The 24,682-nt window shown below is 70.0% G+C and carries 21 protein-coding genes and 3 pseudogenes; 13 read left to right on the plus strand and 11 right to left on the minus strand.

Features of this window, described 5'->3' with window-relative positions; translation table 11 throughout:
* Nucleotides 1-163 precede the first annotated feature (163 nt).
* The 4 genes from ABZ857_RS38715 (at nt 164) to ABZ857_RS38730 (ending at nt 3,560) form a co-directional block, all read left to right on the plus strand.
* A complete protein-coding gene (locus ABZ857_RS38715) occupies nt 164-670 on the plus strand; it encodes a hypothetical protein (protein ID WP_357054026.1) in 507 nt (168 codons plus the stop codon).
* A 75-nt stretch (nt 671-745) separates the two neighbouring features.
* Complete coding sequence (locus ABZ857_RS38720) at nt 746-985, plus strand: hypothetical protein (protein WP_357054029.1); 240 nt, start codon at nt 746-748, stop codon at nt 983-985.
* Between the two features lie 29 nt (nt 986-1,014).
* A complete protein-coding gene (locus ABZ857_RS38725; protein ID WP_357054032.1) occupies nt 1,015-1,956 on the plus strand; it encodes an AAA family ATPase in 942 nt (313 codons plus the stop codon).
* Nucleotides 1,953-3,560 (plus strand): DUF697 domain-containing protein, encoded by a 1,608-nt coding sequence (locus tag ABZ857_RS38730; protein WP_357054035.1) that lies wholly within the window; start codon nt 1,953-1,955, stop codon nt 3,558-3,560. The genes ABZ857_RS38725 and ABZ857_RS38730 overlap by 4 nt, the downstream gene beginning before the upstream one ends.
* Nucleotides 3,561-3,723: 163 nt before the next feature.
* On the opposite strand, the gene ABZ857_RS38735 is transcribed toward ABZ857_RS38730, so the two are convergent.
* Both ABZ857_RS38735 and ABZ857_RS38740 read right to left on the minus strand, forming a co-directional pair.
* Nucleotides 3,724-4,149 carry a tautomerase family protein gene (locus tag ABZ857_RS38735; protein WP_357054038.1) on the minus strand — a complete coding sequence of 142 codons (426 nt, stop codon included), beginning with the start codon at nt 4,147-4,149 and terminating at the stop codon, nt 3,724-3,726.
* 37 nt (nt 4,150-4,186) lie between these two features.
* Entirely contained in the window at nt 4,187-4,888 is a 702-nt protein-coding gene (locus tag ABZ857_RS38740; protein WP_357054041.1) for an SDR family oxidoreductase, read from the minus strand.
* Between the two features lie 90 nt (nt 4,889-4,978).
* On the opposite strand from ABZ857_RS38740, the gene ABZ857_RS38745 reads away from it, so the two are divergent.
* Nucleotides 4,979-5,461 carry a helix-turn-helix domain-containing protein gene (locus ABZ857_RS38745; protein ID WP_357054087.1) on the plus strand — a complete coding sequence of 161 codons (483 nt, stop codon included), beginning with the start codon at nt 4,979-4,981 and terminating at the stop codon, nt 5,459-5,461.
* Between the two features lie 134 nt (nt 5,462-5,595).
* Here the strand turns inward: ABZ857_RS38745 and ABZ857_RS38750 are convergent, their stop codons facing one another.
* Entirely contained in the window at nt 5,596-6,303 is a 708-nt protein-coding gene (locus tag ABZ857_RS38750; protein ID WP_357054044.1) for a TetR family transcriptional regulator, read from the minus strand.
* 102 nt (nt 6,304-6,405) lie between these two features.
* Between ABZ857_RS38750 and ABZ857_RS38755 the strand changes: the two genes are divergently transcribed.
* The gene (locus ABZ857_RS38755; protein WP_357054047.1) at nt 6,406-7,575 is read left to right on the plus strand and encodes an acyl-CoA dehydrogenase family protein; all 1,170 of its coding nucleotides are present in this window, start codon (nt 6,406-6,408) and stop codon (nt 7,573-7,575) included.
* Between the two features lie 162 nt (nt 7,576-7,737).
* Here ABZ857_RS38755 and ABZ857_RS38760 read toward each other — a convergent pair whose 3' ends face one another.
* On the minus strand, nt 7,738-8,511 hold the full coding sequence (locus ABZ857_RS38760; protein ID WP_357054050.1) for a HAMP domain-containing sensor histidine kinase: 774 nt from the start codon (nt 8,509-8,511) through the stop codon (nt 7,738-7,740).
* 13 nt (nt 8,512-8,524) lie between these two features.
* Nucleotides 8,525-8,656: pseudogene (locus ABZ857_RS38765) on the minus strand (response regulator transcription factor); the annotation flags it as partial.
* Between the two features lie 3 nt (nt 8,657-8,659).
* Here ABZ857_RS38765 and ABZ857_RS38770 point away from each other — a divergent pair.
* From ABZ857_RS38770 to ABZ857_RS38780, 3 genes are all read left to right on the plus strand, one after another.
* Nucleotides 8,660-9,100 carry an ABC transporter permease gene (locus ABZ857_RS38770; RefSeq protein ID WP_357054053.1) on the plus strand — a complete coding sequence of 147 codons (441 nt, stop codon included), beginning with the start codon at nt 8,660-8,662 and terminating at the stop codon, nt 9,098-9,100.
* A 333-nt stretch (nt 9,101-9,433) separates the two neighbouring features.
* Nucleotides 9,434-12,655: a fused isobutyryl-CoA mutase/GTPase IcmF gene (gene icmF, locus ABZ857_RS38775; RefSeq protein WP_357054056.1), complete on the plus strand. Its 3,222-nt coding sequence runs from the start codon at nt 9,434-9,436 to the stop codon at nt 12,653-12,655.
* A gap of 175 nt (nt 12,656-12,830) precedes the next feature.
* Nucleotides 12,831-13,616: a helical backbone metal receptor gene (locus ABZ857_RS38780; protein WP_357054059.1), complete on the plus strand. Its 786-nt coding sequence runs from the start codon at nt 12,831-12,833 to the stop codon at nt 13,614-13,616.
* A 65-nt stretch (nt 13,617-13,681) separates the two neighbouring features.
* On the opposite strand, the gene ABZ857_RS38785 is transcribed toward ABZ857_RS38780, so the two are convergent.
* Nucleotides 13,682-15,148 carry an MFS transporter gene (locus ABZ857_RS38785; RefSeq protein ID WP_357054062.1) on the minus strand — a complete coding sequence of 489 codons (1,467 nt, stop codon included), beginning with the start codon at nt 15,146-15,148 and terminating at the stop codon, nt 13,682-13,684.
* 381 nt (nt 15,149-15,529) lie between these two features.
* Between ABZ857_RS38785 and ABZ857_RS38790 the strand changes: the two genes are divergently transcribed.
* The 3 genes and pseudogenes from ABZ857_RS38790 (at nt 15,530) to ABZ857_RS38800 (ending at nt 17,712) form a co-directional block, all read left to right on the plus strand.
* Nucleotides 15,530-16,057: a GNAT family N-acetyltransferase gene (locus ABZ857_RS38790; RefSeq protein ID WP_357054065.1), complete on the plus strand. Its 528-nt coding sequence runs from the start codon at nt 15,530-15,532 to the stop codon at nt 16,055-16,057.
* Between the two features lie 31 nt (nt 16,058-16,088).
* Nucleotides 16,089-16,823, plus strand: a pseudogene (locus tag ABZ857_RS38795) (ABC transporter ATP-binding protein); the annotation flags it as partial.
* A 1-nt stretch (nt 16,824) separates the two neighbouring features.
* Nucleotides 16,825-17,712 (plus strand): LuxR C-terminal-related transcriptional regulator, encoded by an 888-nt coding sequence (locus ABZ857_RS38800; protein WP_357054068.1) that lies wholly within the window; start codon nt 16,825-16,827, stop codon nt 17,710-17,712.
* A 178-nt stretch (nt 17,713-17,890) separates the two neighbouring features.
* Here ABZ857_RS38800 and ABZ857_RS38805 read toward each other — a convergent pair whose 3' ends face one another.
* From ABZ857_RS38805 to ABZ857_RS38815, 3 genes are read right to left on the minus strand one after another with little or no spacing between them, the layout of a single operon-like run.
* Nucleotides 17,891-19,642, minus strand: a complete 1,752-nt coding sequence (locus tag ABZ857_RS38805; RefSeq protein WP_357054090.1) for a biotin carboxylase N-terminal domain-containing protein — start codon at nt 19,640-19,642, stop codon at nt 17,891-17,893.
* 8 nt (nt 19,643-19,650) lie between these two features.
* Entirely contained in the window at nt 19,651-19,884 is a 234-nt protein-coding gene (locus ABZ857_RS38810; protein WP_357054071.1) for an acyl-CoA carboxylase epsilon subunit, read from the minus strand.
* Complete coding sequence (locus tag ABZ857_RS38815; RefSeq protein ID WP_357054074.1) at nt 19,881-21,446, minus strand: acyl-CoA carboxylase subunit beta; 1,566 nt, start codon at nt 21,444-21,446, stop codon at nt 19,881-19,883. Before ABZ857_RS38815 ends, ABZ857_RS38810 begins: the two co-directional genes overlap by 4 nt.
* Nucleotides 21,447-21,539: 93 nt before the next feature.
* Here ABZ857_RS38815 and ABZ857_RS38820 point away from each other — a divergent pair, with 93 nt between their 5' ends.
* On the plus strand, nt 21,540-22,238 hold the full coding sequence (locus ABZ857_RS38820) for a TetR family transcriptional regulator (protein ID WP_357054077.1): 699 nt from the start codon (nt 21,540-21,542) through the stop codon (nt 22,236-22,238).
* Nucleotides 22,239-22,282: 44 nt separating this feature from the next.
* On the opposite strand, the gene ABZ857_RS38825 is transcribed toward ABZ857_RS38820, so the two are convergent.
* Both ABZ857_RS38825 and ABZ857_RS38830 read right to left on the minus strand, forming a co-directional pair.
* Nucleotides 22,283-24,325, minus strand: coding sequence for a beta-galactosidase (locus tag ABZ857_RS38825; RefSeq protein WP_357054079.1), 2,043 nt, complete (start codon nt 24,323-24,325; stop codon nt 22,283-22,285).
* A gap of 65 nt (nt 24,326-24,390) precedes the next feature.
* Nucleotides 24,391-24,561: pseudogene (locus ABZ857_RS38830) on the minus strand (LuxR C-terminal-related transcriptional regulator); the annotation flags it as partial.
* Nucleotides 24,562-24,682: the final 121 nt, after the last annotated feature.

Below are 24,682 nucleotides of genomic sequence, written 5' to 3' on the forward strand. Positions count from 1 at the left end.
ACGACCTGCTCGTGACCCCCGGTGCTTTCGACTGTGACCCGAACGGGGGTCATGCGGCGAATCGCCCGGCCATACATGCTGAAAAGCACAGACCCCGGGCGATCAGCGTGCTCGCGACGGCGCCTCGGGTGACCGCGTTCCCGATGAAGGGAGGGGTGCACAGGTGTCTGCGGCAGGCGTCAACGTTCGCGCGTCGGTGCATGTGACGGCCCGTGCGTATACCTACCTGGCGAATGAGATCAGCCGGGTCTTCTACGAGGCGATCCACGCCGGCGGCCTCGATCCCAGCGACTACGCGAACAACCAGGAGACCATCGAGGCCGGTCTGCGCAGCTGGCTGACGCTCCGTCAACTCGAGACGGCCTACCTCGAAATCTACGACCCGGGCACCGGCCGGATGGTGACCCGGATCGATCTGACCATCGCGTATGACGAGACCACGGAGGAGACGTACCACACGGCCATCGAGGACGTCAGGGCGGCGATCGGCCAGGCGGGAGAGTTCCCCGGGTGCCGGTACCGCGTGGTGGTGTCGACGATTCCGGGTGCGGTCCCGGTGAAGGGGTGGGGACCGACCGATCTCCAGAGCGTGGACCACCTCAAGCCGCACCCTGTCGGAACGGTCATCAAGACGGCGGCCGCCTCCTCCGGCATGTCCATCTGGCATTGACCGCCCGATCCTCCCCCACCCCGGTGCGGTCCGGGCCGTCGCCGGGACGAGATCAGAAACCCCGTGGAGCCGGTAATGCTCGTCAAGTACAGAACATCGCAGTCCTCTCACACCTTCGAACTCCCCGATTCCGGCGATCTCGCCGTTCTCTGCGCCCAGGCGGAGGAGCGGATCAAGCGGGATCACCCGGAGCTGGCACAGCGGGGATTCCTGACCGAGCGGGTCGCGAACGGACTGCTCAACAGCCTCGCCGTGAACGCGACCGAAGTCGACCTGGGCGACCTGGCCGCGGCTTCCGCTCGGCCGAGGACCTGATCCGTTTCCTCATCAGAAAGACGCAGCCGATGCCCCCCGTCACACGTGACAAATTCTTCGACGTCTACCGGTTCCCCGACGCCGCCGGCGAGTTCATCGCCGACTGGTCTGCGGTGATCGTTCCTGGAGAGATCAAGACGACGCTGCTCTCCTATGCCGACACGCTGCGGCGTCTGGAACACGCGCCGCCCACCGCGTTGGCCCTGCGCCGCGCCGTGCTCCTCTACGGCCCTCCCGGCTGCGGGAAGACGAGCCTCGCCAGGGGCCTGCCCGCCGTGTGGAGCGCCACCGAGAGGGAGGTCACGGGTTTCGTCCACATCAACACCCACGCGCTGTTCAGCGGCGTCCGGGGCGAGGGGCAGAAGAACGTGCTGGCGACCTTCGACAAGATCTCCGACATAGCCTCGCACGGACAGCCGCTGTTCGTCCTGGTCGACGAGGTGGAGACGCTCGCGTCGGACCGTTCCAGCATCAGCATGGAGGCCAATCCGCTGGACGCGCTCTACCAGGTGACCGCGTTCCTGGAGTCCCTGGACCGCTGCGCGCGGGAGCGCCCGAACGTCACCCTCGTGTTCACCACGAACATTCCCAGGGCGATCGACCGAGCCGTGCGGGAACGCGCCGACTTCGTCCTGGAGATCCCGCTGCCGAGCAGGGAGCACCGGTCCCTGATCCTCGCCGACGCGATCCGGGCGGCGGGGGTCGCCTTCGACGTCCGCGACCTGCTCGCCGAGGCGGAGGACGGCGGCTCCGCGGGCTGGTCGCAGGTGCTCGACGCCACCGAAGGCCTGTCCGGGCGGGCCCTGCGCCACCTGCTGGTGATCGCGGCGACGCTGGCCGCCGGTAAGCCCGTGCTGCGGGCCGACCACCTGCGCGGGGCGGTCGAGCAGGTGACCCTGGCCGAGGCCGGGCTGGTGCGCAGCCGAGGAATGTACGTCGAAAGCTACCAGGAGAAGGGAACGGCGAAGTGAAGGTGACGCGATCGGTGTCGGCCGGGCCGCTGCGCTCGGTGGAGCAAACCTGTGCTCGCCTCGCTCAGTTCACCGAGGAGATCCTCCTCGCCTATGGTCACCCGGGCGCTCGCCTGGCACGCGCGAGGTTCACGGCCGTCCTCCCGCTGCTGCGCTTCCTGCTCACCACGCGCAGGCTCGCGGATCCGGCGCTGACGCTGTCCACGGCGGAACTGCACGTGGACATCCGTGTCGAACACGATCCCGGCGCCGGCGAGGACCTGTCCGTTCCGGTCACCGGGTTGCTGGCCGGGCCCGGACCTGAGGCCACTGTGGGGATCACGATCTACGGGCTGGAGGAGATCACCAGCGAGCTCCGCAGCGCGACGGCCGAGGCATCGGGAGACGGCTTCGCCTTCGCCTTCGCGGTGCGGGGGACGCGGCCGGTTCCGGCCATCGCGCGCCGGGCGATCGACAGGCTCGCGAAGGAGGCCGGCGAGAGCATCGCCGTCCGGGTGAACGAAGAGTTCGAAAGCGCCCTCGCCGGATTGGGCAGGTTCAATCTCGCGATCTTCGGCATAACGGGCGCGGGTAAGTCGACCCTGGTCAACGCCGTCTTCGGCGAGGACCTCGCCGAGACGGGCGTCGGCGCAGCCGTGACGAAGCAGCTGACGCCGTACAGCAGGCCGGACGACATCCTCCGGGTCTACGACTCGCGCGGCTTCGAAATGGGCGAGTCGCGGGAGCAGCTCCTTGACGAACTGGCGAAGCAGGTCGCCAGGACCCGCGCGGGGGACGTGGACGATTACATTCACGCCGTCTGGTACGCGATCCGAGCCGCGGACCGGCGGCTGGAGGAGGGCCAGGAGGAGATCATTCGCCATCTGGCGGGCCTTGGGCTTCCGGTGCTGCTGGTGCTCACCCAGACCCCCCTGGTGAACGGCCGGCCCGACCAGAAGACGATGGAGTTCGCGAGAAGCATCCAGGGCCGCGGCCTGCCGCTCTCGCCCGCCGGGCAGGTCTTCTTCACCAACGCGCAGGCCGACGAGCTCCTCCCGATGGTGCACGGCCTTGACGAGTTGCTGCCCGCGACCTTTCACGTCGTCCCGGAAGCCGCCCGGTCGGCCCTCGTCGCCGCTCAGCGGATCGACCTGTCGCGAAAGAGGGAGAAGGCCACCCGGATAGTCCGCAACTCGGTGGCCGCGGCGGCCGCGATCGGCGCCACCCCGATCCCGTTCTCCGACGCGGTCCTGCTCGTGCCCAACGAGATTCATATGATCGCGCGCATCACCGCGGCATACGGCCTGGGCACGCGGCTCACCACGGTCAGCGGGGCGGTCACGGCGTTCCTCAACGGCATCCTCTCCCAGGTGGGCGCCTCCATCGCGGGCAACCTGCTGAAGCTCATTCCGGGCGCCGGATCGGTCATCGGCGGCGCCGTCAACGCGGCCACCGCGAGTTCGGTGACCTGGGCGCTGGGGCGTTCCTGGATGGCGCTGTGCGAGACGGCGGTCGAGAACGGCGAACAGATCGAGGAGTTTCTCGGCTCACCCCAGGCGATGAAACTGCTGGAGCGAGGTTTCACGGAATTCTGGGACAGGCGAAATCAGCGTGACGGCTTCTGAGCCCCGTAGAACGCCGAACCGCCGCGCAGCCCGCCGGCGTACCCTCCACCCGCCGGCCGGCTTCCCGCCCGCAACAGCGACCGCTGCCTGACGGCCGGAAGCCACCGCAGCCGATCGGAACCCGTGCGGCTCGCCCGTCTCGGCGACGGTACCGGCGGCGCGGTCAGTAGGGGGACGCCGAGTTGCTCTCAGCCCAGAGCCTCTCGGCGTCGGAGCCTGCCGGGGGCGGCGCGATCCCGTTGATCATCCAGAGGTCGTCGCTCGTCTCGTCGATGTGGAACTCCCAGTGCAGCCCCGCGTTCCGTTCGAGGTGGGGCTGCAGCATGCCCTTGATCCACCGGGCGGTCCGGCGCCGGCTCTCCTGGTCGGGGTTGCCGCGGGCGATGTGGTCGATGGCGATGCGGACCCCGGCCGGGGTGGGCTCCCCACCGACGTGGAAATCCTCGGGCCGGGTCTCGTGGAACAGCGTGACCACATAGAACCGGGGCAGCCCGATCTGCTCGTAGTGGTCGGCGATATGGGAGGCGAGTCGGTGCTTTTCCTCGTCGGTGAAGATTCCGGGGGTGTGATGAACAGTCCACAGTGGCATGGCGGTTCGGTACTCCGTCAGGTGTCGGGATGCGATGTCAACGGGCGGCCGGGAAGGTCAGGCGCTCCACGGGGCCGGACAGCGCCGCCTTGGCGGCGGCTGTGGCATCGTCGGCGAGCACCTCCGTGGCCCCGGCCTCCAGGCCGTCGACGATCCGCGCGGCCACCTCGGCCGGCGTAGCCTTCGGCAGCTGGACGGCGGAGACCATGTCGGTGTCGATGAACCCCGCGTGTACGCCGACGACCTGGGTGTTCTGGCGCGCCAGTTCGAGCCGGAGCGAGTTCGTGACGGACCAGGCCGCCGCCTTGGACGCCCCGTAGGCGCCGCTGCCGGCCAGCCAGGACAGCACGGAGTGCATGTTCACCAGCGCGCCCCCACCGTTCGCGGCCAGGATCGGCGCGAACGCCCGTGCCATCCGCAGCGGCCCGAAGACGTTGACGTCGAACGTCGCGGTGACGCGCTCGAAGTCACCCGTCAGCAGCGGGGCCGGCAGCAGGACCCCGGCGTTGTTGAACACGATCTCGGCGTCGGTGGCGACCGCCGCGAGGGCGGCGACCGACGCCTCCGAGCAGACCTCCAACTCGGCGGTGACCACCTCGGGACGGTCGTCGACGTACGCCGAGCGCGCGGTCGAGTACACCTTCCGCGCCCCGCGCGCCAGCACCTCGTCGACCAGCGCCGCGCCGAGTCCACGCCGGCCCCCGGTCACCACGACCACCCTGCCCGCTACTGCAACCACAGCATCTCCCCCTGGGTAACGATCCCGTTAGTGAGATTGAATCACGCACTGCTGGGTAACGCAAGCGTTAGTTACAATGGCGGGGTGGCGATGAAGTTCGAGGAACGGCTGTGCGACCGGGATGCGTGGTCGATCGGCGACGGATGCTCGGCGGCGCGGGTGCTGGACCTGCTCAGCACCAAGACGGTGTTCCTGGTGGTCCGCGAATGCTTTTACGGCACAACCAGGTTCGACGACTTCGTGGCGCGGGTCGGCGCCTCGGCGCCCGCGGTGTCGCGGGCGCTCAAACAGCTGAAGGCCGCGGGTGTCGTCGCGCCCGTCGTCTATCGGGAGCCGGGGAGCCGGGCCCGCGACGAATACCGGCTGACCGAAGCCGGAGAGGACCTGCTGCCGGTGTTTCTGTCGCTGATGCAATGGGGCGACAAGTACCTGCAGGAAGGCCGCCCGCCCCTGTCGTTCGTCGAGGCCGGCACCGGCCGTCCGATACGGGTCCGCGTAACCGCCGATTCAGCGCCGGAGACGGTGTGTGACGACATCGAGATCCGGCCGAACCCCGCCTGGCGACGCGGTTAGCAGCAGCGCCTGCGAACGCCACGACTCTGCGAGAGGCTTCGGGGGCACGAGGGTTCGACCTGAGCCATGGCCAGTGGGACCCCTTCCACTGGGTCTTGAGCGTCTGCCGTCTGCCCCGAGGAGGACGCGTTCACTCAGGACGGTGAGCGCCCGGTGACGGTCTCGATCTCTTCGGCGATCCGCCACAGCGGTGCGCGACGTGTGGTGAGGACGATGACGACCTCGTCCGGGGGCTCCTCATCCCCGGTCGTCCGGCCGTCCACCCAGGCCTGCAGGGCCTGGGTCACCTCGGTCATCGCGGCGGTGAGCTGTGCGCGTGCGTCCCCTTCGCCGCCGGCCCGGAGCCAGCCGCGCAGCACGTGGTTGTGCGCGGCCACCACGGCGGCGGCGGCGACTTCGTGCCGCAGCCGGAACGCCTCCCGGTCCCCCTCACGGCAGCGGCCGTCCATGAATTCGGAGAAGGCCCGCTGGTAGCGGCTGGTGGCGGCGATCTCCCACTCCCGCAACGCGGGCACCCGGCGCGTCAGCTCGTAGCGCCGGACCGCCGTCCGCGGGTCCTTGACGTACATGTCCAGCACGATCCCGGCCGCGTCTGCGATCACCTGGAGAGGTGATCGCAGCGGGGAGGCAGCCTCCAGGAACTCGATCACTCGCCGCAGGCACGCGTCGTGGTCGGGGAAGATGGCGTCTTCCTTGCTCCGGAAGTAGCGGAAGAACGTCCGCCTGGCCACTCCGGCGGCCCTGGCGATCTCGTCCACGGTCGTCTCGTCGAACCCGGTGGTGAGGGACAGCCCGATGGCCGCCGACATCAGCTCCCGGCGTACGTCTCGCTTGATCGGCATCCGGCCCCTTCCCGCGTGGTGACGCACTGCACACTTTTACTGTGGCACTCGATGACATAACCTAAGGCACCCAGTGCATTACTGAACAGAGGAGACGAGCATATGAGCCTGGCCGGCCATCTGCACGACGCGGCGGAGGAACACCCCATGCTCCGGGAGACGGTCCGGGCCCTCGCCGACGAGAAGATCGCCCCGCGTGCCGCGGCGGCCGACGAGAACGAGGAGTTCCCCTGGGAGGTCTACAAGGACCTCGTCGCGGCCGACCTGCACGCCGTCCACATCCCCGAGGCGTACGGCGGGGCGGGCGCCGACGCGCTCGCGACCGTGATCGTGATCGAGGAGGTCGCCCGGGCGTGCGCCTCGTCCTCGCTGATCCCGGCCGTCAACAAGCTGGGCACCGTGCCGCTGCTGCTGTCGGCCTCCGAGGAGCTCAAGCAGCGCTACCTGACGCCGGTCGCCCGCGGGGAGGCCATGTTCTCCTACGCCCTGAGCGAGCCGGAGGCGGGCTCGGACGCCGCCTCGATGACGACCAGGGCCGAGCGCGACGGCGACCACTACGTGCTCAACGGCACCAAGATGTGGATCACCAACGCGGGCGTGTCGCAGTACTACACGGTCATGGCCGTGACCGACCCCTCGGCCGGCGCCCGGGGCATCTCGGCGTTCGTGGTGGAAAAGGACGACGAGGGCGTCTCGTTCGGGCCCAAGGAGAAGAAGCTCGGCATCAAGGCATCGCCCACCCGCCAGGTCATCCTGGACAACGTCCGCATCCCGGCCTCGCGGATGATCGGCGAGCCGGGCACCGGGTTCAAGACCGCCCTGGCCACGCTCGACCACACCCGCATCACGATCGCCGCCCAAGCGCTCGGCATCGCCCAGGGCGCGCTCGACTACGCCCTCGGGTACGTCAAGGAGCGCAAGCAGTTCGGCAAGCCGATCGCCGACTTCCAGGGCCTGCAGTTCATGCTCGCCGACATGGCGATGAAACTGGAGGCCGCCCGCCAGCTCACCTACGCCGCCGCCGCCAAGTCGGAGCTGGCCATGAACGGCACCCCGGTCAAGGACCTCACGTTCTTCTCCAGTGCCGCCAAGTGCGCCGCCTCGGACGCCGCCATGGAGATCACCGTCGACGCCGTCCAGCTGCTGGGCGGGTACGGCTACACGCGCGACTTCCCCGTCGAGCGCATGATGCGCGACGCCAAGATCACCCAGATCTACGAGGGCACCAACCAGATCCAGCGCATGGTCATGGCCCGCCAACTCCTCAAGTAGTCCGTGAACAGCGAAAACCCCGCCTCCCGTACATGGAAGGCGGGGCTCGTCGTCTCCGGGCAGAGCCTCCTGCGTATCGCCTCGCCGTAGGCCCCCGCCCCGTCCCGGCTGCTCGGGTTCCCCGTGATCACGGGGTGTGGGCCGGGATGGGCCGGCTGATCGTCATCTGCCGGTGTGCGGTGGTGCGGGGGGCAGTCGCACCGTGACGCGGAGCCCGCCGGCGGGGCGGGGGGTGAGGGTGAGGGTTCCGTCGTGTGCTTGGGTGATGCTCTTGACGATCGCCAGCCCGAGGCCGACACCTGCGTGGTCGGTGCGTATGCGTTCGGTGCCGCGCTGAAACGGCTCGACAAGCGTGGAAACCAGTTGTGGGGCGAGCTTCTCGCCGGTGTTCTCGACAGTGAGCACCACAGTCGTGGGGTGAGCGCTGGTCGTGACCCACACGCTGCCCTGTTCGGGCAGGTTGTGAACGATCGCGTTGTGCACGAGGTTCGTAGTCATCTGCAGCAGGAGCGCGTGTGAGCCCATGGTGGGGCTCATGTCGCCGGAGGTCTCGATGGTGAGGCCGCGTTTTTCCGCGAGGGGAAGGAGCGTTTCAGTGGCTTCTTCCGCTACGAGGGACAGGTCGACCTGCACTCGGGTGAAGGACCGTTGGTCGGCGCGGCTGAGCAGGAGCAATGCTTCGGTGAGATCGATCGCTCGGGTGTTGACGGCGTGAAGGCGGTCGACGAGTTCGCCGGCGTCGCGGTTCAGATCGTTGCGGGCCACGTCGAGAAGTGCCTGCGTGATCGCCAGTGGGGTGCGCAGTTCGTGGGAGGCGTTGGCTGCGAATCTCCGCTGTTCTGCGAGGAGGAACACCCACACAGCGGCGAGTAGCAAGGCACCTGCAAGCATGAGGAAGCCGGCGTAGCTGAGGGTGAGTTTGAGGCGAACGCTCAAGCCAGGCGCCCTATCAACGGTCCCCTTCCCGTCCGGCGCCGGGTGCTGTGCCGACGCGGTAGCCGACGCCGGCCACGGTGGCGATGATCCCGGGTTCGCCGAGCCGTTTGCGCAGCGCCGAGACGGTGATGCGCACGGCGTTGGTCGGTTGCGGACCTGGGAGTCGCTGGACCAACAGCTGGGAACCTCCACCTGGTCGGCGCTCGGCCTGCTCGGCATCGCCGTCGTGATCGCCCTGATCGGGATCGCGAACACCCTGGGGCTCTCCGTACTCGAACGCGCCCGCGAACACGCGATGCTGCGCGCGCTCGGGCTCACCCGCAGGCAGCTGCGGCGGATGCTGGCGACCGAGGCGGTGCTGCTGTCGGTGGTGGCCACCCTGCTCGGCACCGTGATCGGCGCCGGGTTCGCCTGGGTCGGCTACGAGACGGTTGTGAAGCGGGCTCTCCACGACGCCCCCATGCGAGTCCCCTGGCTGTCACTCGGCGTCGTCGTCCTCATCGCCGCCCTGGCCGGGCTCCTCGCCGCTGTTGTTCCGGCGCGCCGGGCCGCCCGGGTGACTCCGGCCGCAGGGCTGTCCCTCGACTGACACCTTCGTCGCCCGCCTGGCCGGCGGCTGCCGAAGTCCGCCGGCGATGCCCGGCTGCGCACGCGACGTGTCCGTGCGTCCGTGCTCGGACGCGTGGACGAGTCCCTTCTTGATCAGAGAGTCCGTTCTGGCCCGAGTGATGTTGGAGTGCCGGCGGAAAACGGTGCCGTCGACGGTGACGAGTCGCCCACGCGATCCGACCACGGCGGACGCACGGCAGCCGGGGTCGTCGCCACGCGCCTGGTTCCAATTACTAGGGCGTCCTAGTAATTTACTTTGACGTCCTAGTAAGTTACGTGCGAGTGAGCCCCCTCCCCCGGAAGGAAGCGCCCGATGCACGTTCCCCTCCATCCCGTCCGCGTGGTCACGGCGGCGGCGTTGTTCGACGGCCACGACGCGGCGATCAACATCATGCGGCGGATCCTGCAGTCGCAGGGGGCCGAGGTGATTCATCTGGGCCACAACCGGTCGGTGGAAGAGGTCGTCACCGCGGCGGTCCAGGAGGACGTCCAGGGGGTGGCGGTCAGCTCCTACCAGGGCGGGCACGTGGAGTTCTTCACCTATCTCGTGGATCTGCTGCGCGAGCGCGGCGCGGGCCACGTGAAGGTGTACGGCGGGGGCGGCGGCGTGATCATTCCCGAGGAGATCGAGCGGTTGCACGCTCACGGGGTGGCCGGGATCTTCTCCCCCGAGGACGGGCAGCGCCTGGGCCTGGCCGGGATGATCAATACGATCGTGCAGGCGTGTGATGCCGACCTGACGGCGGGTGAGCCGCCCGCGGTCGCGTCGCTCGCGGCGGGCGACCAGCGGGCGCTGGCCCGTGCGATCACTCTGGTCGAGCGCGGCGCCGCCGGGCCCGAGTGGCTGGCGCGGTTGCGGGAGGCCGCCTCGGGGCGTGTGGTTCCGGTGCTGGGCATCACCGGGACGGGCGGGTCGGGCAAGTCCTCGCTCACCGACGAGTTGCTGCGCCGGTTCCGGATCGACTGGGAGGGCAAGCTGCGGGTCGCGGTGATCGCCGTGGACCCGACTCGGCGGCGGGGCGGGGGCGCGCTGCTGGGGGACCGGATCCGGATGAACAGCCTCGCCGGTGGCGGGATCTACTTCCGCTCCATGGCCACCCGGGGCGCCCAGGAGCTGCCCGCCCACCTCGACGACGTGATCGCCGCCTGCCGGGCCGCGGGATACGACCTGGTGGTGGTGGAGACCCCGGGCATCGGGCAGGGTGACGCGGCGATCGTGCCGTACGCGGATGTGTCGCTGTACGTCATGACTCCTGAGTTCGGCGCGGCGTCCCAGCTGGAGAAGATCGACATGCTCGACTTCGCCGACGTGGTGGCGATCAACAAGTTCGAGCGCCGGGGCGCCCACGACGCGCTGCGCGATGTGCGCCGCCAGCTGGTGCGCAACCGGGAGGCGTTCGGCGTGCCACCGGAGCAGATGCCCGTTTTCGGGACCATCGCCTCACGCTTCAACGACGACGGGGTGACCGCCCTCTACCAGCGGCTGCGCCGCCTGCTCACCGAGCGCGGGCTGCCCGAGGGGCCGCGCCTGCTGCCCGAGGTGGCGGGCACCACCTCGACGGTCACCGCGGCGATCGTGCCGCCGTCCCGGAACCGGTACCTGGCCGAGATCGCCGAGACCGTCCGCGGCTACCACGCCCACACCGCCGCGCAGGCCGAGGCGGCCCGCACCCGCCAGCGTCTGGTGTTCGCCCGCCGGGAGGTGGCGGCCGCCGGAGGCGACACCGCCGCCCTGGACGACCTCGTCACCCGTACGGACAGCGGGATCGACGCCGAAAGCCGAGAGCTGCTGAACGGCTGGCCCGCCACCTGGGAGGCGTACCGGGCCGATGAACTGGTGGTCACGGTGCGCGATCGGGAGCTGCGTACCCCGCTATGGCGGGACACGCTCTCGGGGAACCGCATCCCGCGCGTCGCGCTGCCCCGCTACAGCGATGACGGGGATCTGCTGCGCTTCCTCCGGTCGGAGAACCTGCCGGGCAGGTTCCCGTTCACGGCGGGGGTGTTCGCGTTCAAGCGGGACGACGAGGACCCCACCCGGATGTTCGCCGGGGAGGGCGACGCGTTCCGCACCAACCGCCGGTTCACGCTCCTGTCGCAGGGGCAGCCGGCCACGCGGTTGTCCACCGCGTTCGACTCCGTCACGTTGTACGGCCACGACCCGGACATCCGTCCGGACATCTACGGCAAGATCGGCACCTCCGGGGTCTCCATCGCCACCCTGGAGGACATGAAGGCGTTGTACGCCGGATTCGATCTGTCCGCGCCGGACACCTCGGTCTCGATGACGATCAACGGCCCGGCGCCGACCATCTTGGCGTTCTTCCTCAACACCGCCATCGATCAGGCACTCGATCGCTTCCGCGACACGCACGGCCGCGAGCCCTCTCCCGAGGAGACCGCGGACCTGCGTGCCCGGACGCTGGCGACCGTACGCGGGACGGTGCAGGCCGACATCCTCAAAGAGGACCAGGGGCAGAACACCTGCATCTTCTCCACCGAGTTCTCGTTGCGAATGATGGCCGACATCCAGGAGTGGTTCATCGCCAACCGGGTGAGGAACTTCTACTCGGTGTCGATCTCGGGCTACCACATCGCCGAAGCCGGCGCCAACCCGATCAGCCAGCTCGCCTTCACCCTCGCCAACGGCTTCACCTATGTGGAGGCCTATCTCGCCCGCGGCATGAAGATCGACGACTTCGCGCCGAACCTGTCGTTCTTCTTCTCCAACGGCATGGACCCCGAATACAGCGTGCTCGGCCGGGTCGCCCGCCGCGTGTGGGCGGTGGCGATGCGGGAGCGGTACGGCGCGGGCGAGCGGGCGCAGAAGCTGAAGTACCACATCCAGACCTCCGGCCGCTCCCTGCACGCCCAGGAGATGGACTTCAACGACATCCGCACCACCCTCCAGGCGCTGATCGCGATCTACGACAACTGCAACAGCCTGCACACCAACGCCTACGACGAGGCCGTCACCACCCCCTCGTCCGAGTCCGTACGGCGGGCGATGGCCATCCAGCTCATCATCAACCGCGAATGGGGTCTGGCGGCCAACGAGAACCCGCTGCAGGGCTCGTTCGTCATCGACGAGCTGACCGACCTGGTGGAGGAGGCCGTGCTGGCCGAGTTCGAGCGCATCTCGGAGCGGGGTGGCGTGCTCGGGGCGATGGAAACCGGATACCAGCGCGGCAAGATCCAGGACGAGTCGATGCTGTACGAGCAGCGCAAGCACGACGGCAGCCTGCCGATCATCGGCGTCAACACCTTCCGCAACCCCGGCGGCCCCGTACAGCACGGCCCGCTGGAACTCGCCCGCGGCACCGAGGAGGAGAAGCGGTCGCAGCTCGACCGGCTGCGGGCCTTTCACCAGGCACACGCGGAGGAGGCGCCGGCGGCGCTGGACCGCCTCCGCGGGGCGGTCATGTCGGACGAGAACGCTTTCGAGGCGCTGATGGACGCCGCCCGCGTCTGCTCCCTCGGCCAGATCACCGACGCGCTGTTCGAGATCGGCGGCCAGTACCGCCGCAATGTGTGAGAGGAACGACCGGATGACCGGCATCACCCGCGTCGGCGTGATCGGCTGCGGCCTCATGGGCGCCGGCATCGCCGAGGTGTGCGCCCGAGACGGCCCCGCCGCCGCTACCGCGCCGGATGACGGAGACCGGGTATCCGGGCCGCGAGTCGGGGCGCGGCTTCTACGATTACCGAGCATGACGGACAGCCGGGCGGAACGCGACGACCTCGGTCACCTCATCGCCGTCCCCGCGCGGGTGCGCCGGATCGTCTCGCTCGTTCCCTCGCTGACCGAGGCCGTCGCGGCCACCCGGCGGAAGGCCCTCGTGGGGGCCACCGACTGGTGCAGCCATCCCCCCGGCCTGGCCGTCACGCGAGTCCGTGGAACGAAGAATCCCGATCTCGACACGATCCGATCGCTTCGCCCGGACATGGTGCTGGCCAACTTCGAGGAGAACCGGGAGGTCGATCTGGAGGTGTTGCGCGCCGCGGGCATCCCCGTCTGGACGACGGTCGTCCGCACCGTGGACGAGGCCCTGAGCTCGCTGGACCGCATGCTCACACTGGCATGCCGGCTACCCCGCCCCTCGTGGCTGGACGAGGCCGGGCAGGCATGGGCCGTACCGGCGCCGTCCGCGCGGCGCCGCGCCGTCATCCCCGTGTGGCGGCGTCCCTGGATGGTGATCGGCCGGGACACCTTCGCCGGAGACGTGCTGGCGCGGTTGGGAGTCGACAACGTCTTCGCCCGCCATCCGGAGCGGTATCCGAAGATCCCGCTCCCCGAGATCCTGACCGCCCGGCCCGAGCTGGCCGTCCTCCCCGACGAGCCGTACCGCTTCACCGCCGACGACGGACCCGAAAGCTTCCCCGGCGTCGACACCGCGCTGGTCAGCGGCCGCCATCTCACCTGGTACGGGCCTTCGCTCGCCGAAGCGCGCGGTGTTCTCGCGGACCAACTGGGGCTCTCACCCGCGAGCGGTTGACGCTCGGTGCGCGCGCGGACGCGTTCCCGGGCGCCGCCCAGGTGCCGGAGCACCTCGTGCTCGGGTCACCGCACGCGAGGCTTCCCGGAGGCGGCCGCTGTCGCGACGTCACGGGGATAGGAGTGCCTGCCGTGGAGAAGGATGATCGCGTTCGCCACCAGGGGCGCGAGCATGATCAGAAAGGTGTACTGCAGGCCCCGCGCGCTCCTGGTGCCGCCCGGGCCGAGGACGTCGGCCAGGAATCCGAAGGTCACGGGGGCGACGGCCTCCGCGCCCATGCGAAGAAACGTCCGTATGCTTTCCGCACGTCCCCAGAGCCGGAAGTGGACGACGTCGAGGCGTGCGGCGTCCAGCGGGGGATTGGCGGCGGCAAGGCACCCGGCGGCGACGAGGAAGAACGGCAACGCCGTCGCCGTCGACGTCGCCAGCAGGGCCGGGACGAAGAACACGGCGGTGGTCAGGTAGGCGACCGCGGGAACGGTCATGCGTGCGCTGAGACGACCACGGCGAACAAGGTGGTCGGCGATCCGCCCACCGCTGAGAACGCCCGCCAGGGCGCCGAATCCGACGAGTACGGCCGGGCCCGTGACCGCTGCCGCGGCGAGACCGTACTGCCGGTCGAGGAAGAGCACGCCGAAGCTTCGCAGGCCGGCGAAGAAGAAGTATCCGACCGCGGACGCGGTGATCAGCACGACGTTCGTGCGTATCCGCAGGACGTAGAGCCCCGCCTCCCACATCGACATCCGCGCAGGGTCTCGCCGCAGCACCAGCGCAGGATCGGGTTCGACGCCGCGGCCCTGCAAGGCGAAGTGCACCGCATCGCTCCGGCTCGGCGGCGTGCCGGCGCATCGCTCCGCGGCCGGTCGGTGCCCCACCGGACGCAGCCGCCCCTGTCCGCCGCGCGCCGGCTCGGGAAGCTTACGCGCGATCACGAACACGAGGAGGATCCCGAACAACGCGAGCAGGAAGAACGCGGCACGCCATGACAGCAGGTGCGCCAGATCGCCACCCACCAGCAGGCCGAGTCCGACGCCGAGCATCTCTCCGCTGAGGATGAACCCGTAGACCTGGGCTCGTTCACCGGGTGGGAAGAAGTCGCCGATGAGGGAGCTGAGTGTGGGCCCGGCCGTGGCCGACACGGCGCCGAGCGCCAGCCGCGACAGCAGGAGCCACTGGTACGAATCCGCCAGGCCGCCGGCCAGCATCGCCAGCACCCACAGCACGACGCTGGCGGCCAGGAGCCTGACCCGCCGTACCCGATCGGTCAGCACACCCACGGGTATGACAGCCAAGGCGGCCGAGGCCGACGAGACCGCGGTCAAGGAACCGAGTCCGGTGTTGGTGATGCCCAGACTCTCCTTGAGCTCCACCGCCACCGCTCCCACGGTTCCCTTGTCCGCCGCGTCGAGCGCCAGCACGCAGGCGAGGATGGCGATGACCTGGAAGCGCGCCGGGCCTCCCACGGCACCGGTCACCCACCGCGCGGCCCGGTCGACCGCCGCACGCACCAGACCTCTTGGTTTCGCGGACATGCTGTTCCCTCACCGGGTCGCAGGAACGCGGACAGCCGCAGGCGGGTCAATCGCGGTGAGGAGAGGCTTCGCGCCCGATCCGGCCGTGAAGCCGCAGTCCAGGCTCCTGCCCGGCCGCTCGATGCAGTCGTAGGAAAGGAAGCAGGTCAGGCTCAACGAGATGACAGGGCCGCCTCGTCTCTCTTCGTCCACTCCCCTGCCTGGGCGAGGCGTCGCACCAGTGCGGGAGACTCTGGTCGCAACCTTTGCCGACGTTTTGGAGCGACATCGAGGAGCCCGGGTACGTCGGGTCCCCATGTGAGGAGACCGGCCGCGGCGCACCCGGGTCCCCGGCAAAAGTGAATTGTCGGGAAGAGTGACGCAGCGGTAACTTCGCGGCCTATGACCCCGACTCTGCGTACTGAGCGGCTGCTGCTGGAGCCGTACGTCCCCGAAGACGAGGAAGACTTCGTCACCCTGTTCCAGGACGGAAGGGTTTCGCAGTGGATGGGCGACGGTCCAGCCCCCGAGGCGGAGTACCGTGCCCTGTTCGGACGGATCTTCACAAAGGTCTATGCCCAGGATCTTTTCGACGTCTGGGCCGTTCGCCGGAACGGCCGCTTCGCCGGGCACGCTGAGATCAAGCCGACGGACGTGGCGGAAGGCTACGAAATCATCTATGCGCTGACCCCTGACATGTGGGGATCGGGCCTGGGGAGAGAACTGGCCGGGGCGATCGTCGCCTACGGCTTCGGCACCCTGGGGCTCACGGAGGTGTACGCCACCGTGGCGGCGCCGAACAGTGCCTCGCTGGCCGTGCTGAACAGGATCGGCTTCGAGCACGTCCGGGACATAGCCGAAGACGACGGAGGCACCACTCGCGTGCTGCGCCGCCGGGCCGCGCAGCCCACCATCACGATGCCCGCGTGATTCGTCTCCAGCTCGTTCGCGGGCCGACGCCGGGCGCGTTCGGCTGGCCGGCCTGGACCCGGTAGCCGATCGGGAGCGGGTCACCCCGATCCTCGGCGTCCAGCTCCAGCACAGCGACCTGCAGGGCAAGCTCACCGTCCGCGAGGTGCTGGAACTCTACAGCGCCTTCTACCCGCGCCCGGCGGACTGGCGAGGCCTCATCGAGCGGCTCGGCCTGACCGACCGGCTGGGCGTGCGCTTCGAGAAGCTGTCCGGCGGGCAGAAACAACGCCTTTTCATCGCGCTCGCGCTCATCGGCCGACCGAAGGTGGTGGTGCTGGACGAGCTGACCACCGGGCTGGACCCGCAGGCGCGACGCGACACCTGGGAGCTCATCGGCGGCATCCGCGACGAGGGCGTGACCGTCGTCCTTGTCACTCACTTCATGGAGGAAGCGCAGCACTTGTGCGACCGCGTGGCCCTCCTCCGCTCGGGCGCGCTGGCGGCCCTGGACACGCCCGCGGGGCTCATCGAGAGCACAGGGAGCGCCACGGTCGTCTCCTTCACTCCCTCCCGGGGGCTGGACGACGGCGAGTTGGCCGCGCTGCCCGGGATCCGCTCCGTGCGGCGCTCGGACGGCGGCCGAATGGTCGTCACCGAGACCGACGAGACCGTCGAGGCACTGATGTCCATGCTCGCGCTCGGCGGCGTCGCCGCACGCAACCTGCGCGTGGAGAGCGCCTCTCTCGACGACGCCTACCTCGACCTCACCGGCAAGGAGTTGTGACATGTCCGCATCCATCGCTGTGCTGAAGGCCGAAGGCCGGCTGTTCCGCCGCGAACCGGGCAGCGTGTTCTGGATCCTCGTCTTCCCCCTCCTGCTCCTGGTGATCCTTGGCCTGGTCCCGTCGTTCCGGGAGGCGGGATCGGCCCCCGGCGGTGTGCGGCCGATCGTTCTGTACCTCCCGGTGGCCGTGCTGCTCGGCGTGATCCTGGCCGGGTTGACCTCCCTGCCGCCGACCCTTACCGGTTATCGCGAGAAGGGCACCCTGCGCCGGATGTCCACCACACCGGTGCGGCCGGCCGCGCTCCTGGCCGCTCAGGTGATCGTGCACGGTGCCGCCGCGCTGGCCGGGGGGATCGTCATCATCGCCGCGGGCCGTCTGCTGTACGGCGTCGCCCTGCCCGCCAACCCGCCCGCCTACGCGCTGACGCTGGTCCTGGTCACGCTCGACGCGCTGGTCAGTGGAGCGCTCATCGCCGCGCTGTCACGCAACGCCAAGGGCTCCACCACCACGGCCACGATCGTCTTCTTCCCGGCGGCGTTCGCCGCGGGCGTGTACGTTCCGGTCCAGTCCATGCCGGAGGCCCTGCCGCGCGATGACCTGTTCGGCGCGGTGCGGGCCGCCGCCGAGGGCCGGACCGTGCTGTCCCCGGATATCGCCGCCCGGCTCGTCTCCCGCGTGCGGGCGCCCGGAAACCACAGCCTGAGCAGCCGCGAGCGCGACGTGCTGCGCCTGGTCGCCAAGGGCTCCTCCAACCGGGAGATCGCCGCGGCTCTGTTCATCAGCGAGGCCACCGTCAAGAGCCATCTGACCCATGTCTACGGCAAGCTCGGAGCCAAGGACCGCGCCGCCGCCGTCGCCATCGCCTACGACCAGGGCATCCTCGGCTGACCGCCTCGATCGGTTGAGCTTGCCCCCCTCTGCCAGACGCACCGGTAGCCGAGGGGCAGGGCGTCAGGCCGCGCGGTCGTGGCCCAGCCGGGCCGACAGCTCCCCCGCCGGTTCCCGCGCGCCTTCGGGAACGCGGGTGTGACGCGGCCCCCGTGGCCGCCGGGGCCGCCGTGGAGGCTCAGGCGTCCTTGATCTCGCACAGGACGGCCCCGGCGGTGACCGTCTGGCCGACGGCGGCCGCGAGGCCGGTGATCGTGCCGCCCTTGTGGGCGGTGAGCGGCTGCTCCATCTTCATGGCCTCCAGGACGACGATCGTGTCGCCGGGCCCGACGGTGTCGCCGTCGGCGACGACGACCTTCACGATCGTGCCCTGCATCGGGCTGACGAGGGAGTCGCCGCTCGCGGCGGCCTTCTTCGCGCCGCTCCCGCCGGAACGCCGGGGCGCCGCCTTCCTGGCCGGGGCGGAGCCACCGGTCGCGCCCAGGCCTGCGGGCAGGACGACCTCCAGGCGCTTGCCGCCGACCTCGACCGTGATCCGCTCACGCTCGGCCGGTTCCGCGGAGCCCACCTCGCCGTCGTAGGGCGTGATCGTGTTGTGGAACTCGGTCTCGATCCACCGGGTGTGCACCGAGAACGGCTCGCCGGTGAAGGCGGGGTCGTCCACCACGGCCCGGTGGAACGGCAGCACGGTCGGCATGCCGCCGATCTCGTACTCCGCCAGCGCCCGGCGCGCGCGCTCCAGCGCCTGCTCGCGGGTCGCGCCGGTCACGATCAGCTTGGCCACCAGCGAGTCGAACGCCTGCGGCACGCTCATCCCGGTCTCATAGCCGCCGTCCAGCCGCACGCCGGGACCGGACGGCACCCGCATCGAGGTGATCGTCCCCGGCGCGGGCAGGAAGTTACGGCCCGCGTCCTCGGCGTTGATGCGGAACTCGATGGCGTGGCCGCGCAGCACCGGGTCGTCGTACCCGAGCGGCTGGCCGTCGGCGATGCGGAACATCTCGCGGACCAGGTCGATGCCGGCGACCTCCTCGCTGACCGGGTGCTCGACCTGCAGCCGGGTGTTGACCTCCAGGAAGGAGATCGTGCCGTCCTGCCCGACGAGGAACTCACACGTGCCCGCGCCGACGTAGCCGGCCTCGCGCAAGATCGCCTTGGAGGAGGAGTAGAGCAGCTCGCGCTGCCGGCCGGTCAGGAACGGCGCCGGGGCCTCCTCGACCAGTTTCTGGTGGCGGCGCTGCAGGGAGCAGTCGCGGGTGGAGACCACGACCACGTTGCCGTGGGCGTCGGCCAGGCACTGGGTCTCCACGTGGCGCGGCCGGTCGAGGTAGCGCTCGACGAAGCACTCCCCGCGCCCGAAGGCGGTGACGGCCTCGCGGACGGCGGACTCGTACAGGCCGGGGATCTCCTCCAGGGTGCGGGCCACCTTCAGGCCGCGCCCGCCGCCGCCGAACGCCGCCTTGATCGCGATCGGCAGGCCGTGCTGGTGCGCGAAGGCGATCACCTCCTCGACCCCGGAGACGGGGTCGGGGGTTCCGGCCACGAGCGGGGCGCCCACGCGCTGGGCGATGTGGCGGGCCGCGACCTTGTCGCCGAGCGCGGTGATCGCCGAGGGCGGCGGGCCGATCCAGATCAGGCCGGCGTCCAGCACGGCCTGGGCGAAGCCGGCGTTCTCGGCGAGGAATCCGTAGCCGGGGTGGACGGCGTCGGCGCCCGTCTTCTTCGCCACCGCGAGGATCCTGTCGATGTCGAGGTAGGTCTCGGCCGGGCTCTGCCCGCCGAGCGCGTGCGCCTCGTCGGCGACCCGCACGTGCAACGCGTCCAGGTCCTGGTCCGCGTAGACCGCCACACTGGTCATCCCGGCGTCTGTGCAGGCCCGGGCGATCCGTACGGCGATCTCACCGCGATTGGCGATCAGCACCTTGCGCATGGTCGTGCTCACAGACGTCCTCCACGGTTCCATCTCGACTCCCGCCACCCCTGCGGGCCGGTCGCCAGCGGGCGGCGCAGCCCGTACGTGCGCGCCAGAGCGCACCAGCCGGAGGATGCCGGTGGTGCGACCGGGCCGCTCTGCCGCGCCGCGAGCAGCGCCACGGCCAGCGCGGCCAGTTCCTCGGGCGACGGAGCGCCCTGTATCACTTGAAACCCGGGCGTGACCCGCAACTCGGTCACAGCGGGATGTTCCCGTGCTTCTTGGGCGGCAGGGCGGCCCGTTTGCCGCGCAGCATCCGCAGCGCGCGGACGACCTCACGCCGGGTATCGCGCGGCGCGATCACGGCGTCGACGTAACCGCGTTCGGCCGCCAGGTATGGCGTGGCGAGGGTGTCCTCATACTCACGCACCAGCTCGGCCCGCAGCGCGTCGGGATCGTCGGCCTCTGCCAGCTTTCTGCGGTGCAGGATGTTGACCGCGCCCTGGGCACCCATCACGGCGATCTGGGCCGTGGGCCAGGCCAGGTTGACGTCCGCGCCGAGGTGCTTGGACCCCATGACGTCATAGGCTCCGCCGTACGCCTTGCGGGTGATGACCGTGACCAGCGGCACGGTCGCCTCGGCGTAGGCGTACAGCAGCTTGGCGCCGCGCCGGATGATGCCGTTCCACTCCTGGTCGGTGCCCGGGAGGAAGCCCGGCACGTCCACCAGCGTCAGCACCGGGATGCCGAACGCGTCGCAGGTGCGCACGAACCGGGCGGCCTTTTCCGAGGCGGCGATGTCCAGCGTCCCGGCGAAGCTCATCGGCTGGTTGGCGACCACACCCACCGAACGCCCCTCGATCCGGCCGAAACCGACCACGATGTTCGGCGCGAACAACGCCTGCACCTCCAGGAACTCGCCGTCGTCCAGCACGGCGGCGATGACCTCGTGCATGTCGTACGGCTGGTTCGCCGAGTCGGGAATCAGTGTGTCGAGCGCCCGGTCGCCCTCACTGATCTCCAGATCCGCCGGGAACTCGAAAGACGGCGGGTCGTCGAGGTTGTTCTGCGGCAGGTACGACAGCAGCGCGCGGGCGTAGTCCAGCGCGTCGTCCTCATCCTCGGCCAGGTAGTGGGCGACGCCTGTGCGGCTGTTGTGCACCCGGGCCCCGCCCAGCTCCTCAAAGCTCACGTCCTCACCGGTCACCGTCTTGATGACGTCCGGCCCGGTGACGAACATGTGGGAGCCCTCGTCCACCATGATCGTGAAATCGGTGAGGGCCGGGGAGTAGACGTGTCCGCCCGCGCAGGCGCCCATGATCAACGAGATCTGCGGGATCACGCCCGAGGCGTGCACGTTGCGGCGGAAGATCTCGCCGTACAGGCCGAGCGAGACCACGCCCTCCTGGATACGCGCGCCCGCGCCCTCGTTGATCCCGACGACCGGCGCCCCGATCTTCACCGCCAGGTCCATGACCTTGCAGATCTTCTCGCCGTACACCTCACCCAGACTCCCGCCGAACACCGAGAAGTCCTGCGAGAAGACGCAGACCGGGCGGCCGTCGACCGTCCCATGGCCGGTGACCACCCCATCGCCGGGCACGCGGGTGCGTTCCATGCCGAACGACGTGCTGCGATGCACGGCCAGGACGTCCAGCTCGACGAACGACCCGGGATCGAGCAACCGCTCGATCCGCTCGCGGGCCGTCAGCTTTCCCTTGGCGTGCTGCTTGCCGGCCGCCCGTTTCTCAGCGACGCGGACCGCCTCGTCCAAACGCTCTTCGAGCCGGCTGAGGCCGGCCGCGGTGCCACGCGGTTCCATCGATCACCACATTCGGCGATAGGACTGAGTTTCTCAAAGACGATACTCAGTCTCGCAATCGTGGACAAGCCCGGGGTCCGCGACAATGGCCGCATGGGCACTCCGTCAATCAGCCACCGCCTCGCCGAAGCGGCGGTGGCACTGTTCGACGAGAACGGGTACGACGAGACCACCGTCGATGACATCGCGGCCCGCGCCGGGGTGAGCCGCAGCACCTTCTTCCGTTACTACCGGTCGAAGGAAGATGCGATCTTCCCCGACCACGACACGCTGCTCGCCCAGGTGGACGCCCGCCTGCGCGCCTCGACCGCGGACACCGCGATCGTCGCCGTGTCCGACGCGGTCCGCATCGTGCTGGCGCACTACGTGGCGGACGCCGAGGTGTCGCTGCGCCGCTACCGCCTCGTCGGCCGCGTCCCCGCCCTCCGCGACCGGGAGAACGCCAGCGTCGCCCGCTACCAGCGCCTCTTCCGCGAGTTCATCGGCAAATGGCTGGCCGGGACCCCCGACGCCGACCTGCGCGCCGAACTCATGGCCGCCTCGGTCGTCGCGGCGCACAACCAGGTCCTGCGCGGCTGGCTGCGCGCCGGCGGCACCTACGATCCCTCAGGTCCCCTCGACCACGCCCTCGGGTACGTCATCGCGACCTTCCGCCACCTGGAACGGCCACAGGACGGCCGCGACGAGGTCGTCGTCGCCACCTTCAGCCGATCGACCTCCCCCCAGGCCGTCGTGGAAGCCATCCAGGCCCATCTGCGGTCTCGCCCCTCCGGCACAGGCGAAAAGCCGTGAACTCGGATGGCACGCGCGCCGGCGACTGCTTGAGGTGGCTCCCGTCAGGCGAGGTTCTCGGCTCGCGCCTCCACCACGGCGAAGGCGCCGGGGGCCAGCACTCCGGTGACGGGCATGCCGCTGATCATGTCGGTGCCGTCGACCGGTACGGGCTGCTTCTCAGTGGTGTGATTGATCAGGAAGAAGCGGTCGCCCTGCCGCACCACCTCCATGCCGGGAACTCCGGTCCCGGCCACCCCCGCGGCGGCGAGCAGGCACGCGTAGCCGGAGTCACCGAGCCGGGTCGAGACGTACCACGCGGTTCCCTCACCGAATGCGTTCCGGGTGACTGCCGGTCCCCCGTCCGGATAGCGAGCCATCGCCTCGGCTCCCTCCAGGTGGACCGTCTCGCTCCACATCCTGCCGTCGCCGAGACCCGATGACGTCGCCCCCGCCTCCAGCCCCGGAGGTGCCTCCGCATGCCCTGCCGTCCCGGCGGGTGCGGCGTTCTCCGGCTGCGGGGCCGCGCGGAGCCGAAGCTCATCGGTCAGTGCGACGGGCTTCGGCAGCGGGCGGAACTCCTCCACGCGGATTCCGAGGAGTTCGCGCAGCGCCCCGGGATAACCGCCGACCCGCACCCGCGTGTGCTCGTCGGCGACGCCGCTGAGGAACGACGCGATGAGCGTGCCGCCGCCCTCGACGTACGACCTCAGATTGCGGGCGGACTCGTCGGAGAGCAGGTAGAGGCAGGGCACGAGCACTGCCGGGTACCTCGAGACATCGTGCGAGGGGTGGGCGAAGTCGGCGGTGACGCCCTGCCGCCACAGCACCCGGTGGGCCTGCCGTACGGACTCGAGGTAGTCGATGTCCGACGACGGGAGGAGCCCGGAGCCCTGGAGAGCCCACCATGCCTCCTCGTCCCAGAGGATGGCGACCTCCGCGTTGACCGCCTCGGGAGCGGGCAACCGGGACAGCGCCGCGCCAAGCTCGGTGACCTCCCGGAAGACGCGGGAGTCGGGGCCGGCGTGTGGCACCATGCCGGGGTGCCACTGCTCGGCGCCGCCGCGCGAGGCCCGCCACTGGAAGAACATCGCGCCCTTCGACCCGCGCGCCACGTGCTGCAAGCTGTGCCGGGCGATCTCGCCCGGCTCCTTGCCGTACATGCGCGGACCGATCGGATACCCGGTGGCCTGCTCCATCAGCAGCCACGGCCGGCCGCCCGCCCACGACCGCGCCAGGTCGGCGGCGAACGCCGTCTGCTCCGCGGCCTCCATCCCGGTGGCGGACGGGTAGTGGTCGATGGCGACGAGGTCGACCTCCCTCGACCAGGTCCAGTGGTCCACCGACACCCAGTGGCCCAGCACGTAGTTGGTAGTGATCGGCACGTCCGGGGTGAGTTCGCGCAGCAGATCACGCTGCTCGCGGAAGTGCGCCAGCATCTCGTCCGACCAGAACCTGCGGTAGTCGAGCGCATGCGCGGGGTTGGAAAGGTAGACGGTGGCCAGCGGTGGGTTGATCTGCTCCCATTCCGAGTAGTGCTGACTCCAGAACGAGGTCGTCCAGGCGTCGTTGAGGGCGTCCAGGCCGCCGTACCGCTCCCGCAGCCAGCGGCGGAAGGCTTCAGCGGCGTGGTCGCAGTGGCAGGTCGTGCCGTACTCGTTGTGCACGTGCCACATCGCCAGTGCCGGATGATCGCGGTAACGCTCGCCGAGCGCCCGCGCGATCCGCAGCGACGCCTCCCGGTACGCCGGAGCGCTCACGCAGTAGGTGTCGCGGCTGCCGTGCATCAGCCGTACGCCGTCACGGGTGACAGCCAGGGCGTCGGGGTACGCCAGGGAGAACCACGGCGGAGGTGAGGCGGTCGGAGTCGCCAGGTTGACCCGCACACCGCCCTCCCAGAGCAGGTCGAGCACCCGATCGAGCCAGCCGAAGTCATACCGCCCCTCGGCGGGCTCCAGGCGGGACCAGGAGAAGACGCCGACGGACACGAGGGTGACGCCGGCGCGGCGCATCAGCGCGACGTCCTCTGTCCAGACCTCCTCCGGCCACTGCTCCGGGTTGTAGTCCCCGCCGTAGCACAGGCCGTCGACGCCCTTGGGCCACCGCATCCGCCTCTCCCTTCTCTGGTTTCGTCTGAGACGCCCCACCGGTGGGAGAGATCCTGCCCCTCCGCTCAACGCGAAGTAGGACCGGGTGCGGCCCGCTCCCTGCCGGCCGGATGGCTCCGGCGGCTTCCTGGTGCGACGAGCCCGGACTCGCAGGCATGGACGACCAGTTGGGCGCGGTCACGAGCGCCCAGCTTGGCCATCGTCCTGCTGACGTGGGTCTTGACGGTGGCGTGGCTCGCTCGGACAGCAGGATGATCTGGGCTCTCCGCATGACCGCGGCGGGGGGGGGGGGGGGGCGGGCCCCCCCCCCCCCCCCCACCCCCCCCCCCCCCCCCCCCCCCCCCGCGCGCGCCCACA

This window comes from Microbispora sp. NPDC046933 (assembly GCF_040644635.1).
Taxonomy (GTDB): Bacteria; Actinomycetota; Actinomycetes; order Streptosporangiales; family Streptosporangiaceae; genus Microbispora.

Excerpts from the sequence above, each read along its gene's own strand:
- ABZ857_RS38720 (WP_357054029.1), top strand. The coding sequence starts at position 746 with ATGCTCGTCAAGTACAGAACATCGCAGTCCTCTCACACCTTCGAACTC.
- ABZ857_RS38725 (WP_357054032.1), top strand. The coding sequence starts at position 1,015 with ATGCCCCCCGTCACACGTGACAAATTCTTCGACGTCTACCGGTTCCCC.
- ABZ857_RS38735 (WP_357054038.1), bottom strand. The coding sequence starts at position 4,149 with ATGCCACTGTGGACTGTTCATCACACCCCCGGAATCTTCACCGACGAG.
- ABZ857_RS38745 (WP_357054087.1), top strand. The coding sequence starts at position 4,979 with ATGAAGTTCGAGGAACGGCTGTGCGACCGGGATGCGTGGTCGATCGGC.
- ABZ857_RS38750 (WP_357054044.1), bottom strand. The coding sequence starts at position 6,303 with ATGCCGATCAAGCGAGACGTACGCCGGGAGCTGATGTCGGCGGCCATC.
- ABZ857_RS38755 (WP_357054047.1), top strand. The coding sequence starts at position 6,406 with ATGAGCCTGGCCGGCCATCTGCACGACGCGGCGGAGGAACACCCCATG.
- icmF (WP_357054056.1), top strand. The coding sequence starts at position 9,434 with ATGCACGTTCCCCTCCATCCCGTCCGCGTGGTCACGGCGGCGGCGTTG.
- ABZ857_RS38780 (WP_357054059.1), top strand. The coding sequence starts at position 12,831 with ATGACGGACAGCCGGGCGGAACGCGACGACCTCGGTCACCTCATCGCC.
- ABZ857_RS38785 (WP_357054062.1), bottom strand. The coding sequence starts at position 15,148 with ATGTCCGCGAAACCAAGAGGTCTGGTGCGTGCGGCGGTCGACCGGGCC.
- ABZ857_RS38790 (WP_357054065.1), top strand. The coding sequence starts at position 15,530 with ATGACCCCGACTCTGCGTACTGAGCGGCTGCTGCTGGAGCCGTACGTC.
- ABZ857_RS38800 (WP_357054068.1), top strand. The coding sequence starts at position 16,825 with ATGTCCGCATCCATCGCTGTGCTGAAGGCCGAAGGCCGGCTGTTCCGC.
- ABZ857_RS38805 (WP_357054090.1), bottom strand. The coding sequence starts at position 19,642 with ATGCGCAAGGTGCTGATCGCCAATCGCGGTGAGATCGCCGTACGGATC.
- ABZ857_RS38815 (WP_357054074.1), bottom strand. The coding sequence starts at position 21,446 with ATGGAACCGCGTGGCACCGCGGCCGGCCTCAGCCGGCTCGAAGAGCGT.
- ABZ857_RS38820 (WP_357054077.1), top strand. The coding sequence starts at position 21,540 with ATGGGCACTCCGTCAATCAGCCACCGCCTCGCCGAAGCGGCGGTGGCA.
- ABZ857_RS38825 (WP_357054079.1), bottom strand. The coding sequence starts at position 24,325 with ATGCGGTGGCCCAAGGGCGTCGACGGCCTGTGCTACGGCGGGGACTAC.